The 16016-nt window shown below is 67.8% G+C and carries 15 protein-coding genes; 9 read left to right on the top strand and 6 right to left on the bottom strand.

The annotated features are described in order from the left end of the window. Positions 1-8: 8 nt before the first annotated feature. From OG588_RS14935 to OG588_RS14925, 3 genes are all read right to left on the bottom strand, one after another. Positions 9-854 carry a DUF4429 domain-containing protein gene (locus OG588_RS14935; RefSeq protein ID WP_405947701.1) on the bottom strand — a complete coding sequence of 282 codons (846 nt, stop codon included), beginning with the start codon at positions 852-854 and terminating at the stop codon, positions 9-11. Between the two features lie 75 nt (positions 855-929). Beyond that, the gene (locus OG588_RS14930) at positions 930-2144 is read right to left on the bottom strand and encodes an alpha/beta hydrolase (RefSeq protein ID WP_405947700.1); all 1215 of its coding nucleotides are present in this window, start codon (positions 2142-2144) and stop codon (positions 930-932) included. Between the two features lie 93 nt (positions 2145-2237). Next, positions 2238-2909 carry a TetR family transcriptional regulator gene (locus tag OG588_RS14925; RefSeq protein ID WP_405947699.1) on the bottom strand — a complete coding sequence of 224 codons (672 nt, stop codon included), beginning with the start codon at positions 2907-2909 and terminating at the stop codon, positions 2238-2240. 47 nt (positions 2910-2956) lie between these two features. Between OG588_RS14925 and OG588_RS14920 the strand changes: the two genes are divergently transcribed. Both OG588_RS14920 and OG588_RS14915 read left to right on the top strand, forming a co-directional pair. Further along, positions 2957-4576, top strand: coding sequence for an MFS transporter (locus OG588_RS14920; RefSeq protein WP_405947698.1), 1620 nt, complete (start codon positions 2957-2959; stop codon positions 4574-4576). 234 nt (positions 4577-4810) lie between these two features. Then, a complete protein-coding gene (locus tag OG588_RS14915) occupies positions 4811-5083 on the top strand; it encodes a hypothetical protein (protein WP_405947697.1) in 273 nt (90 codons plus the stop codon). 49 nt (positions 5084-5132) lie between these two features. On the opposite strand, the gene OG588_RS14910 is transcribed toward OG588_RS14915, so the two are convergent. Both OG588_RS14910 and aceE read right to left on the bottom strand, forming a co-directional pair. Then, positions 5133-5936, bottom strand: coding sequence for a potassium channel family protein (locus OG588_RS14910; protein WP_405947696.1), 804 nt, complete (start codon positions 5934-5936; stop codon positions 5133-5135). A gap of 112 nt (positions 5937-6048) precedes the next feature. After that, entirely contained in the window at positions 6049-8796 is a 2748-nt protein-coding gene (gene aceE, locus OG588_RS14905) for a pyruvate dehydrogenase (acetyl-transferring), homodimeric type (RefSeq protein WP_405947695.1), read from the bottom strand. A 418-nt stretch (positions 8797-9214) separates the two neighbouring features. Here aceE and OG588_RS14900 point away from each other — a divergent pair, with 418 nt between their 5' ends. The 6 genes from OG588_RS14900 (at position 9215) to OG588_RS14875 (ending at position 13795) form a co-directional block, all read left to right on the top strand. Further along, complete coding sequence (locus tag OG588_RS14900) at positions 9215-9652, top strand: DUF3052 domain-containing protein (protein ID WP_019060358.1); 438 nt, start codon at positions 9215-9217, stop codon at positions 9650-9652. Between the two features lie 138 nt (positions 9653-9790). Continuing rightward, entirely contained in the window at positions 9791-10249 is a 459-nt protein-coding gene (locus tag OG588_RS14895) for a peroxiredoxin (RefSeq protein WP_405947694.1), read from the top strand. A gap of 113 nt (positions 10250-10362) precedes the next feature. Continuing rightward, positions 10363-10938, top strand: coding sequence for a TerD family protein (locus tag OG588_RS14890; RefSeq protein ID WP_019060360.1), 576 nt, complete (start codon positions 10363-10365; stop codon positions 10936-10938). A gap of 130 nt (positions 10939-11068) precedes the next feature. After that, a complete protein-coding gene (locus OG588_RS14885) occupies positions 11069-11644 on the top strand; it encodes a TerD family protein (protein ID WP_405947693.1) in 576 nt (191 codons plus the stop codon). 154 nt (positions 11645-11798) lie between these two features. Further along, positions 11799-12944 carry a DUF475 domain-containing protein gene (locus OG588_RS14880; protein ID WP_019060362.1) on the top strand — a complete coding sequence of 382 codons (1146 nt, stop codon included), beginning with the start codon at positions 11799-11801 and terminating at the stop codon, positions 12942-12944. Between the two features lie 116 nt (positions 12945-13060). Continuing rightward, positions 13061-13795, top strand: coding sequence for a Tellurium resistance (locus OG588_RS14875; RefSeq protein ID WP_033286889.1), 735 nt, complete (start codon positions 13061-13063; stop codon positions 13793-13795). 70 nt (positions 13796-13865) lie between these two features. On the opposite strand, the gene OG588_RS14870 is transcribed toward OG588_RS14875, so the two are convergent. Continuing rightward, positions 13866-14660 carry a TerD family protein gene (locus OG588_RS14870; protein WP_405947692.1) on the bottom strand — a complete coding sequence of 265 codons (795 nt, stop codon included), beginning with the start codon at positions 14658-14660 and terminating at the stop codon, positions 13866-13868. 176 nt (positions 14661-14836) lie between these two features. Between OG588_RS14870 and OG588_RS14865 the strand changes: the two genes are divergently transcribed. Beyond that, positions 14837-16003, top strand: a complete 1167-nt coding sequence (locus OG588_RS14865; RefSeq protein ID WP_019060365.1) for an HpcH/HpaI aldolase/citrate lyase family protein — start codon at positions 14837-14839, stop codon at positions 16001-16003. The last annotated feature ends 13 nt before the right edge of the window (positions 16004-16016 follow it).

Below are 16016 nucleotides of genomic sequence, written 5' to 3'. Positions count from 1 at the left end.
CGTCCCCGCTACAACTCGGCCAACAACTCAGCCTTCTTCACGGCGAATTCCTCATCGGTCACCAGCCCCGCCTGATGCAACTCCCCGAGGTGACGAATCCGCTCAGCAATATCCGCAGGGTCGCGCCGCATGGCCGGAACCACGGCCGTAGGCCGCGCGGTGCGGACGGCGGAGAGGACCGCCGCCGCGAACGGCAGAGACTCGTGCACAGGCCCATACCCCAGCCCGAACACCACAGCCGCCGGATCCTGATCGACAGGCAGCAGCGACTCGGCGCCACGCAACAGCCGTAGATGCCCCTCAAAGACCTCGGGTGACCGCCACTCGACCCCGTTCAGGTCGGCGATCGCGAAGCTCTGGTCGCCGGCTTTCCACTTCGCGGACGACGCCCCCGTCCAGAACCACCGGAACGCCACGGTCTTCCCGTCGAAGGTCGCCTTCCCGTCGTACGCCTTGAACCGCAACGGCACCGCAGGCGCGGCCACCAGGAACCGCTCGGCAGGCCCCTCCCGCTTCAGCTGCGCACGCAACTCGTCGGCGTAGTACTCCGCGAGCGTCTCGCGCTCGGCCGGCAGGACAAGGCGGTAGGGATCGCAGCTCTCCTTCAGCTGACCCGCAGCCGCCTCCATCAGCGGGTCGGCCCCGGCCCGCGGCTCCACGCGGAGCACGACCGTGCCGCGCCTGCCGGGCGCGAGCGTCACCGTCTCGATCGCCTCGAAGGGGATCCGGCGTTCACCGAGCGCCTGGAATAGCTTGGGTGTTCGAATGCCGCGTTCGTAGCGGATGAGCACGGAGTCGGACTCGAACTCCCAGGCGGCATGAAATCCGGCCAGTACGTCACCCATGCGGCTCATCGTAGGCGGCACACACTCCTCCGTCCCATCCCCGCGCAGACCGCACTTCCTGCTGTTTCTACGCGCGTCCGACGCCTAGGCGCCGGACAAACCCTCTCGGCAGGTGTCACCTTCGTGCGCGCACGTCACCGAGCGGTACGCGCCAACACCGATGTCGGCGAAGTTGGCGAGGCTGTCGGTGCCCGCCGCGAAGTAACCGGTGTGGCCCTCGGCGTCCTTCGCGGCCAGCACCCGCGCCCCGAACGCGTTCGACACCGGGTCCTCGCCGTGCCCGAGACCGCCGAGCTCCATGTACGGCACGTCCTGGATCCAGTCGTCGGCGTCCCGCATCGCCCACACCCGCGCGAGCGTGTGCAGGTGGGAGGCCTTCGAGGTCCGCATCCCCGGGCTGCCCGCCACCGCGATGTCGGTCACCCGGGTCGGCAGCTCGTGCGCGGCGACCCCGCACACCACGGAGCCGTAGCTGTGGCAGAACAGGGCGACCTGCGACTTGCCGGGCAGCGCCCGCACCAGCGCGTTCAGCCGTACGGCGCCGGCCTCGGCGCGTCCCGCGGTGGCCGAGTCGATGCCGAGGCCGCCGGGGGAGGTGTAGTCGGCCCAGGCGATGACCGCCGTACGCGTGCCGCCTTTGTCCGCCCTGGACTTCGCCGTGTTCTCGGCCGCGTACAGGTTCTGCGCCATGCCGACCGGTGCCGAGTACTCCTTGTTGGTCTTCTGGAAGGTCAGCAGGTCGGTGTCGACGCCGGGGACGATCACCGACACACGCTGCGCGGTGTTCAGGTCGCCGAAGACCTCGGCGATCCGGCCCGCGCCCTCGGGGTCGAAGGCGAGGATGTGGCGGTCCTTCGTCATCAGCGCCTCGAAGCGGTGCATGAGGCGGCCCGCCTCCTGCTGGCCCAGCGGCGTCAGACGGTTGTCGTGCATGCGCTTCCGCTCGACCTCGCGCTGCTGGTCGAGGGCGACGCGGTTGGCGCGGTAGCGCAGCGAGACCGGGGCGCCGTTCATGTTGCCGACCGCGAGCGGGTAGCGGTGCGCGAGGCGCGTGCGCTGCTGCGCGGTGAGCGAGGCGAAGAAGCGGGCCAGCCGGGTCGGGGACGCGTCCGGGTCGGGCAGCTCGCGCCCGTCGATCCGGCCGTGCTCCCACGCGGAGAGCGAGGACTGGAGCGCCGTTTTCCCGGGGTGGCTGCGGACCGCGGTCCAACCGGTGGTCGCCAGCATCACGAACACCACGGCCAGCGCGGCCAGTGCGCGCCAGGCGTTCAGCGTGGGGGAGGAGTCGAAGGAAGTCACTGGGAGGACACACTAGGAGAACGAGAGGGTCTCGCGTTAACCGAGTGACGGGGATCACGTTTCAGCGGTACGTGACGAGAAACTCAGTACGACTCACTTTGTGTGACTCGTGCGCCAGTTCCCGGCGAGCGCCGGTCCCACCCCGTCGAGGTAGTCGGCGGTCAGCTCCCGCATCGCCTCGATGCTGAGGTCGTCGCCCGCGATCCACATCCGCTCCACCACCCGCATCACCCCGCCGAACACGGCCACCACCAGCCGCGGCCGGGGGTCCGTGTCCACCGCCAGTCCCTCGCGTTCGGCGACGATCCGCGCCAGCTCCTCCTCCAGCTCCTGCTGGCGCCGCAGATGTGCGGCGAGCAGCGCCGGCGTCGACTCGATCGTCCGGTAGGTGCGTATGTGCAGGTCCAGCGGTACGACCTGCTGGATCGCCTCGTTGATGGTGTCCCAGCTCTCCAGCACGGCCCGGCGCAGCGCCTCCAGCGGGGCCTCGTGCGGCGGGCGGGCGCGGACGGCCGTCACGAAGTGCGTCTCGGTGAGCCGGGGCACGAAGAAGGCGGCCTCCTCCTTGCTCGCGAAGTAGCGGAAGAAGGTGCGCTGCGAGACGTCGACGGCCTCGGTGATCTCGTCGACCGTGGTCTGTTCGTAGCCCTTGGTCGTGAACAGCTCCAGGGCGGCGTGCAGCAGCGCGTCCCGCGTGCGGGCCTTCTTGCGCTCGCGCAACGTCTCCATGCCGTTCTCCTCGCCGTTGTTGACAGTCGCCGACATCTGAACCTGTTTGTCAACTGTCAGCGGCTGACATTAGCCTCGAACGCATGACTAGTCAGACCACCATCAGCGCGACGGGGCCGGGGGACAAGGCACCAGCTGCCCCGTCCGACCCGACGCCCTCCACGGGGCTGCGCGGCCACCCGTGGTTCACCCTCATAACCGTCGCCGTCGGCGTCATGATGGTGGCCCTCGACGGCACCATCGTCGCCATCGCCAACCCGGCCATCCAGAAGGACCTCGGCGCCAGTTTCGCCGACGTCCAGTGGATCACCAATGGCTACTTCCTCGCCCTGGCGGTCTCCCTCATCACCGCCGGCAAGCTCGGTGACCGCTTCGGCCACCGCCAGACCTTCCTGATCGGCGTGAGCGGCTTCGCCCTCGCGTCCGGCGCCATCGGGCTCTCGCACAGCATCGCGTTCGTGGTCACGTTCCGCGTGCTCCAGGGTCTGTTCGGCGCGCTGCTGATGCCGGCCGCGCTCGGCCTGCTGCGGGCGACCTTCCCGGCCGAGAAGCTCAACATGGCCATCGGCCTGTGGGGCATGGTCATCGGCGCCTCCACCGCGGGCGGCCCGATCCTCGGCGGCGTACTCGTCGAGCACGTCAACTGGCAGTCGGTGTTCTTCATCAACGTGCCGGTCGGCGCCATCGCGCTGGTCCTCGGCGTGCTGATCCTCCGCGACCACCGAGCGGAGAACGCGCCGCGCTCCTTCGACATCCTCGGCATCGTGCTGCTCTCCGGCGCGATGTTCTGCCTCGTCTGGGCCCTCATCAAGGCGCCCACCTGGGGCTGGGGTTCCGGCACGACCTGGACGTTCCTCGCCGTCTCGGTGCTGGGCTTCGCGCTGTTCGCGTTCTGGGAGCAGAAGGTCGCGGAACCCCTCATCCCCCTGGGCCTGTTCCGCTCCGTCCCGCTGTCCGCGGGCGTCGTCCTCATGGTCCTGATGGCGATCGCCTTCATGGGCGGCCTGTTCTTCGTGACGTTCTATCTCCAGAACGTGCACGGCATGAGCCCCATCGACGCCGGTCTCCACCTCCTCCCGCTCACCGGCATGATGATCGTCGGCTCCCCGCTCGCCGGCGCCGCGATCACCAAGCTCGGCCCGCGTATCCCGCTGGCCGGCGGCATGGCGGCCACCGCGATCGCCATGTACGGCATGTCCACCCTCACCTCGGACACCGGCAGCGCCGTCATGTCGATCTGGTTCGCCCTGCTGGGCTTCGGCCTCGCCCCGGTGATGGTCGGCGCGACCGAGGTCATCGTGGGCAACGCGCCCATGGAGCTCTCCGGTGTCGCCGGCGGTCTCCAGCAGGCCGCGATGCAGATCGGCGGCAGCCTCGGTACGGCCGTCCTCGGCGCCGTGATGGCCTCCCGCGTCGACAACGACCTGGCCGGCAACTGGGCGGACGCGGGCCTGCCCAAGCTCACCCAGCCCCAACTGGACGCCACCGCCGAAGCGGTACAGGTCGGCGTCGCCCCGATCGCCCCGAACACCCCGGAGGCGATCGCCGCGAAGATCACGCAGGTCGCCCACGACACCTTCATCTCCGGCATGAGCCTGGCCTGCCTCGTCGCGGCCGGCGTAGCGGTGGTCGCGGTGTTCGTGGCCCTGCTGACCAAGCGCGGCGAGAACGCGGAGGCGGGCGCGGGCGCGGCGCACATCTAACCCTGATTCAGGCCGATTTCGCCTATCAGGGTGACTCCCCTAAAGATTCCTGGCGTCCGGTACGCGCCGCAGGTCACAGTAAGTCAAGTCCTCCGCAGGGCAGGGGGGACGGGTTGGTCTGCGGCGCGCTGCCGGAGGGGGGCAGCGCGCAAGCAGGCTTTTTTTGTGTGTACGCGGGTATCCGGTCATCGTAGGGAACTGGCCGAACTGGCATGGACGCCCAGGGAGTTGACGATGACGGGCTTCGGAACGCGCAAGACCCCCCGCTCGCGTGGCCGCATGAGGTCAGGGAGCGGGCCGGACCGCGCGACGCTCGGCATCATCGGACTGGTCTGCGCGGTAGCGGGCTTCTTCACCCTGGGAATCGTCCTCGGCCCGATCGCGGTGATCTGCGGCTGGCTGGCCATGGGCCGCAAGTGGACGGGCTCCCGCCGGGCGATGGCGCTGGTGGCCCTCATCCTGGGCGCGATCGACACGGTGGCGGCGGTCCTGTGGACGTTCTTCTGAGCCGAGGCCGAGCGGACGTTCTTCCGGGCTGTATCGGCCTTTGAAAGGGCTACTGCTCTGCCCCGGAGAGGGCCGCCGCCTCCGCTCCGGACAGAGCAGCCGCCCCCGCCCCGGAGACACCCACCACCGGCGCCCCCGACAGCGCCGCCACCTCCGCCCGCAGCGCCCGCACCTCCGCCGTCAGCGCCTCGATCGCCTCCGTCTGGCGCCGTTCCTCCACGTCGTCCTTCTCGAACCGGGCGATGAACCACGTGGCGATGTTCGCGGTGACGACACCGAGCAGCGCGATCCCGGAGAGCATCAGCCCGACGGCGATCATCCTCCCGAGCCCGGTGGTCGGCGCGTGGTCGCCGTAGCCCACTGTCGTCATCGTGGTGAACGACCACCAGACGGCGTCACCCAGCGTCCGGATGTTCCCGTGGGGCGAGTCCCGTTCCACGGACAGCACCGCGAGCGAACCGAACATCAGCAGCCCGATCACCGCGCCGGCGACATACGTCGTGAGCTGGATCTGCGAGGCCATCCGGGCCCGGCGCCCGACGAGTATCAGCGTCGACACCATGCGCAACAGCCGTAGCGGCTGCAGTATCGGCAGCACGACCGCGCACAGATCCATCCAGTGCGTCCGCACGAACCGCCGCCGGTCCCGCGACATCGCGAGCCGCATCAGATAGTCGACGGCGAACGCCGCCCAGACCACCCACTCGACCCCCGTACACACCGCCGTCAGCGAATGACCGGCGGTGGTGTCCACGATCGGCACGGCATAGGCGACGGCAAACCCCACCGCGAGCGCCAGCAGAGGCCGCTGAGTGCGTTGCTCCCAACGAGCTTGTGCCGAGGGTTCGTTCATGACGGCATGTTAGGGGGGCGGGCGGCCCCTTATCGGCGCCCCGAAGGGGCCGCCGATTAGGGGCGCGGGGAACTGCGCGACCAGCCCCCACGCACCCGCAGACGAAAAACGACTACGCGTCCCCGCCCGCCGCACCCGGGTCAGCCGAGGCAACATCCAGCAACTGATACCGATCGATCGCCTGCTTCAACACAGACCGATCAACCTTCCCCTCACGCGCCAACTCCGTCAGCACAGCCACCACAATCGACTCGGCGTCAATGTGGAAGAACCGCCGAGCCGCCCCGCGCGTGTCAGCGAACCCGAACCCATCAGCACCCAGCGACTGATAAGTCCCCGGCACCCACCGAGAAATCTGGTCAGGAACCGACCGCATCCAGTCGGAAACAGCCACGAATGGCCCCTCCGCCCCGCTCAACTTCCGCGTGACATAAGGAACCTGCTGCTCTTCCTCGGGATGCAGCAGATTGTGCCGCTCCACGTCGACCGCCTCGCGCCGCAGCTCGTTCCAGGAGGTCGCGGACCACACATCGGCCCGCACGTTCCAGTCCTCGGCGAGAATCCGCTGGGCCTCGACAGCCCACGGCACCGCCACGCCCGACGCCATGATCTGCGCCGGAACCGTCCCCGAGGCGCCCCGACTGATCCGGTGGACGCCCTTGAGGATGCCCTCCACGTCGACGTCCGCGGGCTCGGCCGGGTGCTGGATCGGCTCGTTGTAGATGGTGAGGTAGTAGAAGACGTCCTCGCCGTGCGGGTGTTCCGCGTCCGAGCCGTACATCCGCCGCAGCCCGTCCTGCACGATGTACGCGATCTCGTACGAATACGCCGGGTCGTAGGCGACACATCCCGGGTTGGTCGACGCGAGCAACTGCGAGTGCCCGTCCGCGTGTTGGAGACCCTCGCCGGTCAGAGTCGTACGACCCGCGGTCGCGCCCAGCACGAAACCGCGCGCCAACTGGTCGGCCATCTGCCAGAACTGGTCACCGGTGCGCTGGAAACCGAACATCGAGTAGAAGACGTAGACCGGGATGAGCGGCTCGCCGTGTGTCGCGTACGCCGAACCCGCCGCGATCAGCGAAGCGGTGCAGCCCGCCTCCGAGATGCCGTCGTGCAGCATCTGACCGGTCGGCGACTCCTTGTAGGCGAGCAGGAGTTCACGGTCCACCGACTCGTACTGCTGCCCCAGCGGGTTGTAGATCTTCGCGCTCGGGAAGAACGAGTCCATGCCGAACGTGCGGTACTCGTCCGGCGCGATCAGCACGAAACGCCGGCCGATCTCCTTGTCCCGCATGAGGTCCTTGAGCAGCCGTACGAACGCCATGGTGGTGGCGATCGACTGCTGGCCCGAACCCTTCTTCACACTCGCGTACGTCTTGTCCTCGGGCAGCGTCAGCGGCTTCGAGCGGACTACACGGGTCGGGACGTAGCCGCCCAGCGCGTTGCGCCGGTCGTGCATGTACTGGATCTCCTCCGAGTTCCGGCCCGGGTGGAAGTACGGCGGCGCGCCGGACTCCAGTTCCTGGTCGGTGATCGGCAGGTGCAGCCGGTCGCGGAAGCCCTTGAGGTCGGCGACCGTCAGCTTCTTCATCTGGTGCGTGGCGTTGCGGCCCTCGAAGTTGGGGCCCAGCGTCCAGCCCTTGACCGTCTGGGCGAGGACGACGGTCGGCTGGCCCTGGTGCTGCTTGGCCGCCTCGAAGGCCGCGTACACCTTCTGGTGGTCGTGCCCGCCGCGCCCCAGGTGCAGGATCTGGTCGTCGGTCATGTTCTCGACCATCGCGCGCAGCCGGTGGTCGTGCCCGAAGAAGTGCTCGCGGATGTACGCGCCGGTCTCCGTGGCGTACGTCTGGAACTGGCCGTCCGGCGTGGTGTTCAGCTGGTTGACCAGCACGCCGTCCCGGTCCTGGGCCAGCAGCGGGTCCCAGGTGCGGTCCCAGACCAGCTTGATGACGTTCCAGCCGGCGCCCCGGAACTGCGACTCCAGCTCCTGGATGATCTTGCCGTTGCCGCGCACCGGCCCGTCGAGCCGCTGGAGGTTGCAGTTGACGACGAAGGTCAGGTTGTCGAGGCCCTCGCGCGCCGCGATCGAGAGCTGGCCGAGCGACTCCGGCTCGTCCATCTCGCCGTCGCCGAGGAACGCCCACACGTGCGACCGCGACGTGTCCGCGATCCCGCGCGCCTCCATGTAGCGGTTCATCCGCGCCTGGAAGATCGCGCCGAGCGGGCCCAGGCCCATCGACACGGTCGGGAACTCCCAGAAGTCCGGCATCGACCGCGGGTGCGGGTACGAGGACAGTCCGTACGGCGCCTTCGACTTCTCCTGGCGGAACGCGTCCAGCTGCTGCTCGCTGAGCCGGTCCAGGAGGAACGCGCGGGCGTAGATGCCCGGTGAGGCGTGCCCCTGGAAGAAGATCTGGTCGCCGCCGTCGCCCTGGTCCTTGCCCCGGAAGAAGTGGTTGAAGCCCACGTCGTAGAGCGAGGCGGAGGAGGCGAACGTGGCGATGTGGCCGCCGACGCCGATGCCGGGACGCTGGGCCCTGGACACCATCACCGCGGCGTTCCAGCGGGTCGCGTTCAGGATGCGGCGCTCGATGTCCTCGTTGCCGGGGAAGAACGGCTCGTCCTTGGTGGCGATGGTGTTGACGTAGTCCGTGCTGCGCATCTCGGGCACGGCCACGCGCTTCTCGCGGGCCCGCTCGATCAGCCGGAGCATCAGATAGCGGGCCCGCTCACGGCCGCGCTGGTCCACGGCGGCGTCGAGCGAGTCGAGCCACTCCTGGGTCTCTTCGGGATCGAAGTCAGGAACCTGACTCGGAAGGCCGCCAATGATGATCGGATTGCGATCGGATCCGGAAGCCACGCTGTTCCTTACCTGTCAGAGGGGACTGTCTGAGGCTGATGGGGTGGGCCTATGAGGGCTTAATGAGGCTTATCGGTGCTGGATTTCCATGGTTCTGCACCGTTCCCCATGGTCTACCGCAGGATGGCAATCGTCATCTCTACCGTGAGGTAACCGTGACTCGTTTAGCAAAGTCATTCGAGTCGCGTACCCTCGGAGGGTTCTCAAACGTGCAAACCGGGCAGAACGCTGTGGTGTACGTCACCAGCGGCCGCGATAGCGTGCCTGGAGTTGCGGCGACACGGCCAGGATCGTCACCGTTTCGGCGTTCCGAATCGCCGGGTACTTGCGCGATCCGGCCCGTCCGTGTGGACTACGGCCAATGCTTCGCGCACGCGCGATGCTGGACATTCATCAAGACATGATCAGGAGGCAACCCGTGAGCGCGACCGCGGACCACGCGGAGGAGCGGACGAACCCTGCCGTCAGGCTGGGGTTCCAGCCCGAGCAGGTGGTCCAGGAGATCGGCTACGACGACGACGTAGACCAGGAACTCCGCGAGGCCATTGAAGAAGTCATCGGCAGCGACCTGGTGGACGAGGACTACGACGACGTCGCCGATGCCGTGGTGCTGTGGTTCCGCGACGAGGACGGCGACCTGACCGACGTGCTGGTGGACGCCATCTCGTACGTCGAGGAGGGCGGCTCGATCCTGCTGCTGACGCCGAAGACCGGCCGTGACGGCTACGTCGAGCCCAGCGACATCTCGGAAGCCGCCACGACCGCGGGCCTTTCCGCGGCCAAGAGCGTCAGCGTGGGCAAGGACTGGAGTGGCAGCCGGCTGGTGACGCCCAAGGCAGCCAAGTCCAAGAGGTAGACCCCGGAGGTACCTCGATCGTTGAACCCCGGACGGGCTGGCCACGCCAGCCCGTCCGTCCGCATGCGGTGATCGCTGCGTAGGGTGGTCGCAGGGTGGACTCACCCGAACAGCCCCACCGAAGGGATGCAGGACGAGATGGCGATCCAGGTCGGCGACAAGGCCCCCGATTTCGAGCTCAAGGACAACCACGGCGCCACCGTGAAGCTCTCCGACTTCCGCGGCGACAAGAACGTGGTGCTGCTCTTCTACCCCTTCGCCTTCACCGGCGTCTGCACCGGCGAACTGTGCTCCCTGCGCGACAACCTGCCGCAGTTCACCGACCGCGACACCCAGCTCCTCGCGGTCTCGAACGACTCCATCCACACCCTGCGCGTCTTCGCCGAGCAAGAGGGCCTGGAGTACCCGCTGCTCTCCGACTTCTGGCCGCACGGCAACAGTTCGCGCGCCTACGGCGTCTTCGACGAGGACAAGGGCTGCGCCGTGCGCGGGACCTTCGTCATCGACAAGGAGGGCGTCGTGCGCTGGACGGTCGTCAACGGCCTCCCGGACGCGCGCGACCTCAACGAGTACGTGAAGGCGCTCGACAGCCTGTGATTGTTAGGTTCCAGAGCCTGCGAGGGTCGGGAACCCGTCACTAGGATCGAGACGTTGATCCGATACCGACGCACTACGGGGCATCCCCGCCCCTGGACACCAATGGAGGACTCGTGGGAGTCAGCCTCAGCAAGGGCGGCAACGTTTCACTGACCAAGGAGGCCCCGGGCCTGACCGCGGTCATCGTCGGTCTGGGGTGGGACGTCCGTACCACCACCGGCACCGACTTCGACCTCGACGCCAGCGCCCTGCTGCTGAACAGCGCGGGCAAGGTCGCCAGTGACGCGAACTTCGTCTTCTTCAACAACCTCAAGAGCCCAGACGGCTCCGTCGAGCACACCGGTGACAACACCACCGGTGAGGGCGAGGGCGACGACGAGGCGATCAAGGTGAACCTCGCGGCGGTCCCGGCCGACGTCGACAAGATCACCTTCCCGGTCTCGATCTACGACGCCGAGAACCGCCAGCAGTCCTTCGGCCAGGTCCGCAACGCCTTCATCCGCGTGGTGAACCAGGCCGGCGGCGCCGAGATCGCCCGCTACGACCTCTCCGAGGACGCCTCCACCGAGACGGCCATGGTCTTCGGCGAGCTGTACCGCAACGGCGCGGAGTGGAAGTTCCGCGCCATCGGCCAGGGCTACGCCTCGGGCCTGCGCGGCATCGCCCAGGACTTCGGCGTCAACGTCTGACGTACGAGCGTCCGATGTACGGAGGCTTCACCGTCCGGCGCCGCGCGGTTCGCGTGCGGCGCCGGAGGGTCTCCCCTCCGGGGGAGTGCAGGACAACCAAAGAAGCATCACCTCGGGGAGGACCAGCACTATGGGCGTCACGCTCGCCAAGGGGGGCAATGTCTCCCTGTCCAAGGCCGCACCGAACCTCACGAACGTCCTGATCGGCCTCGGCTGGGACGCGCGCTCCACCACCGGAGCCGACTTCGACCTGGACGCCAGCGCGCTGCTGTGCAACGGCGGCCGGGTGCTCGGGGACGAGTGGTTCATCTTCTACAACCAGCTCACGAGCCCGGACGGTTCGGTGGAGCACACCGGTGACAACCTCACCGGTGAGGGCGAGGGCGACGACGAGGCGATCAAGGTGAACCTCGCGGCGGTCCCGGCCGACGTCGACAAGATCGTCTTCCCGGTCTCCATCCACGACGCCGATGTCCGCGGCCAGACCTTCGGCCAGGTCAGCAACGCCTTCATCCGCGTCGTCAACCAGGCCGACGGCCTGGAGCTGGCCCGCTACGACCTCTCCGAGGACGCCTCCACCGAGACGGCCATGATCTTCGGCGAGCTCTACCGCTACCAGGGCGAGTGGAAGTTCAGGGCGGTCGGACAGGGGTATGCGTCGGGACTGCGGGGCATCGCCATGGACTTCGGGGTCAACGTCTCGTAAAGGGCGTTATCCACACCGGCTGTCCCGGTCGGCGGAGTCTCCCTCTAGACTCAGTGCTCGACGTCAAATTTTAAGTAAAGCCGAGTGCGGCGCGGGGGGAGACCCTCCCCCAGACTCCGTCTGGGGGAACCCCCAACACACGATTGGGTAGCCAGTGCTTCTGAAAACCTTCGGCTGGTCGTTCGCGGTCACCGCGCTCGGCCTTGTCGCAGCGGCGTTCTACGGGGGGTGGGAAGCCTTCGGCATCGTGGCGATCCTGGCCGTCCTGGAGATCTCGCTGTCCTTCGACAACGCGGTGGTCAACGCCGGGATCCTGAAGAAGATGTCCGCCTTCTGGCAGAAGATCTTCCTCACCATCGGTGTCCTGATCGCCGTCTTCGGCATGCGGCTGGTGTTCCCCGTCGTCATCGTCGCGGTCACCGCCAAGATCGGCCCGATCGACGCGGTCGACCTCGCGCTCAACAACAAGGACCACTACCAGCAGCTGGTCACCGACGCCCACCCGGCGATCGCGGCCTTCGGCGGCATGTTCCTGCTGATGATCTTCCTGGACTTCATCTTCGAGGACCGGGACATCCAGTGGCTGCGCTGGATCGAGCGCCCGCTGGCCAAGCTCGGCAAGGTCGACATGCTGTCGGTCTGCATCGCCCTGATCGTCCTGCTGATCACCTCGTTCACCTTCGCGGCCCACGCCCACCAGCACGGCGGCGCGCACGCGGACAAGGCGCAGACGGTCCTGATCGCCGGTATCTCCGGTCTGATCACGTACATGATCGTCGGCGGACTCTCCGGTTACTTCGAGGACAAGCTCGAAGAAGAGGAGGAGCGGGAGCACGAGGAGGAGGAAGAGGCAGCGCGCACCGGCAAGCAGCGCTCGGCGGTCGTCCTCGCCGGCCAGGCAGCGTTCTTCATGTTCCTGTACCTGGAAGTGCTCGACGCCTCCTTCTCCTTCGACGGCGTGATCGGCGCGTTCGCCATCACCAACGACATCGTCCTGATGGCCCTGGGCCTCGGCATCGGAGCGATGTACGTCCGCTCCCTGACGGTCTACCTGGTCCGCCAGGGCACCCTGGACGACTACGTCTACCTGGAGCACGGCGCCCACTACGCGATCGGCGCCCTGGCCGTGATCCTCATGGTCACCATCCAGTACCAGATCAACGAGGTCATCACCGGCCTGGTCGGCGTCATCCTGATCGGCTGGTCCTTCTGGTCCTCGGTCCGCAGGAACAAGGCCCTCGCGGAAGCCGAGGGAAAAGCGGGCGCGGACGAGAAGACTGAGGTCTCGTCCGGGGTGTGACAAGCTCCCTGGTAAGGGAACGCTTCTGTTCGGGGCGGCCGTCGAGGACATGTCCTCTGTCCGGCCGCCCCGACGGCTTTGTCATGCGGGACGTTGATGTGGACGTGGGGGCGGGAATGGGCTTCTTCGACGGAATCTGGCGGCGCGAGGCCGACTTCGACTCGGGCAGCGCGGCCAGCAACGCGATAGAACTGACCAAACGGCACCACCAGGTCTCGCTCACCAAACAGGGCGCGGCCACCGGCAACCTCCGCGTCAACCTCACCTGGCGGATGCGGACCTCCGACATCGGCGGCCTCCAGCGGGACAGCCTGCTCCGGCACCCCTTCAAGGCGCTCAAGCCCCCGGAGGTCATGGGCCACAGCCAGAGCATGGTCAACGTGGACCTGGACCTGGGCTGCCTCTACGAGCTGATGGACGGCACCAAGGGCGTGGTCCAGCCCCTCGGCGGCCTCCTCGGCGACGTCAACTCACCCCCCTACGTGAAGCTCAGCGGCGACGACCGCTTCGGCTCCGCGTCCGGCGAGACGATGTACGTCAACCTCGACCACCGCGACCAGATCAAGCGCCTCCTGGTCTTCGTCTACATCTACGACCAGACCCCGGCCTTCGACCGCACCCACGCGATCGTCACGCTGTACCCCAGCAACGGCCCCCGCATCGAGATAGGCCTCGACGAACGCCACCCCCAGGCCCGCTCCTGCGCGGTCGTCATGATCGAGAACGTCAAGGGGGAGTTGGTCGTCCGCCGGGAAGTGAAGTTCGTCTACGGCTTCCAGGCTGAGCTGGACCGCTTGTATGGGTGGGGACTGCAGTGGGGGCGGGGCTACAAGACGAAGGTCGAGCGCTAGTTTTTAGGGGCGCGGGGAACTGCGCGACCAGCCCCCACCGGCCGGTAGCCAAAAAACAACGCACCCACCCTCAGATGAACTGCGGCCCCTGCGGAGGCATCCGAAAGTCCGGATCCGGCGCAGTAGCAACAGGCACAGGCTGCGGATACCCATACGTCCCCGCGGGCGCCGTCTGCGGATACCCATACGCAGGCTGAGTCACCGGCTCCTGCGGATACCCGTACCCGGACTGCACCGGAACCGCCGGAGGCACCTGCACCGGAACCGCCGGAGGCAACGGCTGGGAGACCCCCGCCTCAGCAACCCCCACCCCCACCCCCTCCGACTCGTCCACCGTGATCCCGAAGTCCATCGCCAGCCCGCGCAACCCGTTGGCGTACCCCTCGCCGAGCGCCCGGAACTTCCACCCGTCACCCCGCCGGTACAGCTCCCCGCAGATCAGCGCGGTCTCCTCACCGGTCTCCGGCTTGATGTCGAAATACAGCAGCGGTTCACCCTCGGCGACGGCCGCGTCGTACAGCAGGATGCGCAGCCCCTGTACGTGGTCGAAGGTGACCTCGTCCGCCGAAGCGACCACCAGAATCCGGCTGACTTCGGGCTCGACACCGGCGAGATCTGTCTGGATCGTGTCGGTGGGGCCCTCCGCGACACGCTTCTTGCCGAGCCACCAGACCTTCCCGGAGGGGTGCCGGGGCTGGTTGTAGAAGACGAAGTCCTCGTCGGAACGCACCTGACCGGCGGGGCCGAGGAGCAGCGCCGAGGCATCCACGTCCGGGACCTCCGCCCCGGGGGTCCAGCGCAGCACGGCACGTACCGTGGTGGCTTCCAGCGGGACGTTCGACCCCTTCAGCATCGCGTGCGTCATGCGGTCATCCTGCCCTCTCGGTCCTGGTCACGACAACGTGGGGGTTCGGACACCGACACGGCCGAGTTACCTGAAGTTCATGCCCGGTGGGAACCCTCGACATGGGTTTGTACGTACTATTACCGGCCACCTATCGAAAACAATCACGAACCACAACGGCACCACGGGGGAGCTTTATGCGTCATTTCGGGCACATTGCCCCTGAGGTACGGCAGCGTCTCTTCTTCCAGGAGCCGTGCGAGTTCGACGCGGACTCCCCGGCCAGGCTGCTCGCTGCGGCCCTGGGCGCCACGCTCTACAGCCCGGCCACCCGACCCCACCTCGCCGACGACATCGTCAAGCTGGCGGGACGCGGTGTCGTCTCGATGGTGCTGTGCCTGGAGGACTCGATCGGCGACGAGGACGTCCCGGCCGCCGAGGAGAACCTGGTCCAGCAGTTCACCGAGCTGGCCGCACGCCCGGACACCGAGCTTCCGCTGCTGTTCATCCGGGTCCGCGTGCCCGAGCAGATCCCCGATCTCGTACGCCGCATGGGCCCGGCCGTAGAACTGCTCTCCGGCTTCGTGATGCCGAAGTTCACCGAGGAGAGCGGCACCCCCTTCCTGGAGGCGCTGGCCGCCGCGGAGGCGGCGAGCGGCCACCGGCTGTTCGGCATGCCGGTCCTGGAGTCGCCCGAGCTGCTGTACCGCGAGTCGCGTGTCGAGACCCTGGAGGGCATCTCCCGCGCGGTCGACAAGTACCGCGACCGCGTCCTCGCCCTGCGTCTGGGCGTGACGGACTTCTGCTCCTCCTACGGCCTGCGCCGCGCCTCCGACATGACGGCCTACGACGTCCAGATCGTCGCCAACGTGATCGGTGACGTGGTGAACATGCTGGGCCGCGCCGACGGCACCGGGTTCACGGTGACCGGCCCGGTGTGGGAGTACTTCCGGGTCCAGGAGCGCATGTTCAAGCCGCAGCTGCGCCGCAGCCCTTTCCTGGAGGGCCAGGCGGAGGAGCTGCGCGAGGCGCTGATCGAGCACGCCATGGACGGCCTGCTGCGCGAGATCTCCCTCGACCAGGCCAACGGGCTGATGGGCAAGACCTGCATCCACCCCTCGCACGTGCTGCCCGTGCACGCGCTGTCCGTGGTCAGCCACGAGGAGTTCTGCGACGCGCAGGACATCCTGCGGCCGGAGCGGGGCGGCGGGGGCGTGCTGCGCTCGGCGTACACGAACAAGATGAACGAGGTGAAGCCGCACCGCGCCTGGGCCGAGCGGACGATGCTGCGCGCCGAGATCTTCGGGGTCGCACGCGAGGACGTCGGCTTCGTGGAGCTGCTCGCCGCCGGAATCCCCGGCTGAATCGCAAGGGACG

It is taken from the genome of Streptomyces prunicolor (assembly GCF_045162825.1).
In the GTDB taxonomy this organism is placed as follows: Bacteria; Actinomycetota; Actinomycetes; order Streptomycetales; family Streptomycetaceae; genus Streptomyces; species Streptomyces prunicolor.
The sequence above is the reverse complement of the archived record's forward strand: the minus strand, read 5'-3'. Positions and strand labels throughout refer to the sequence as shown.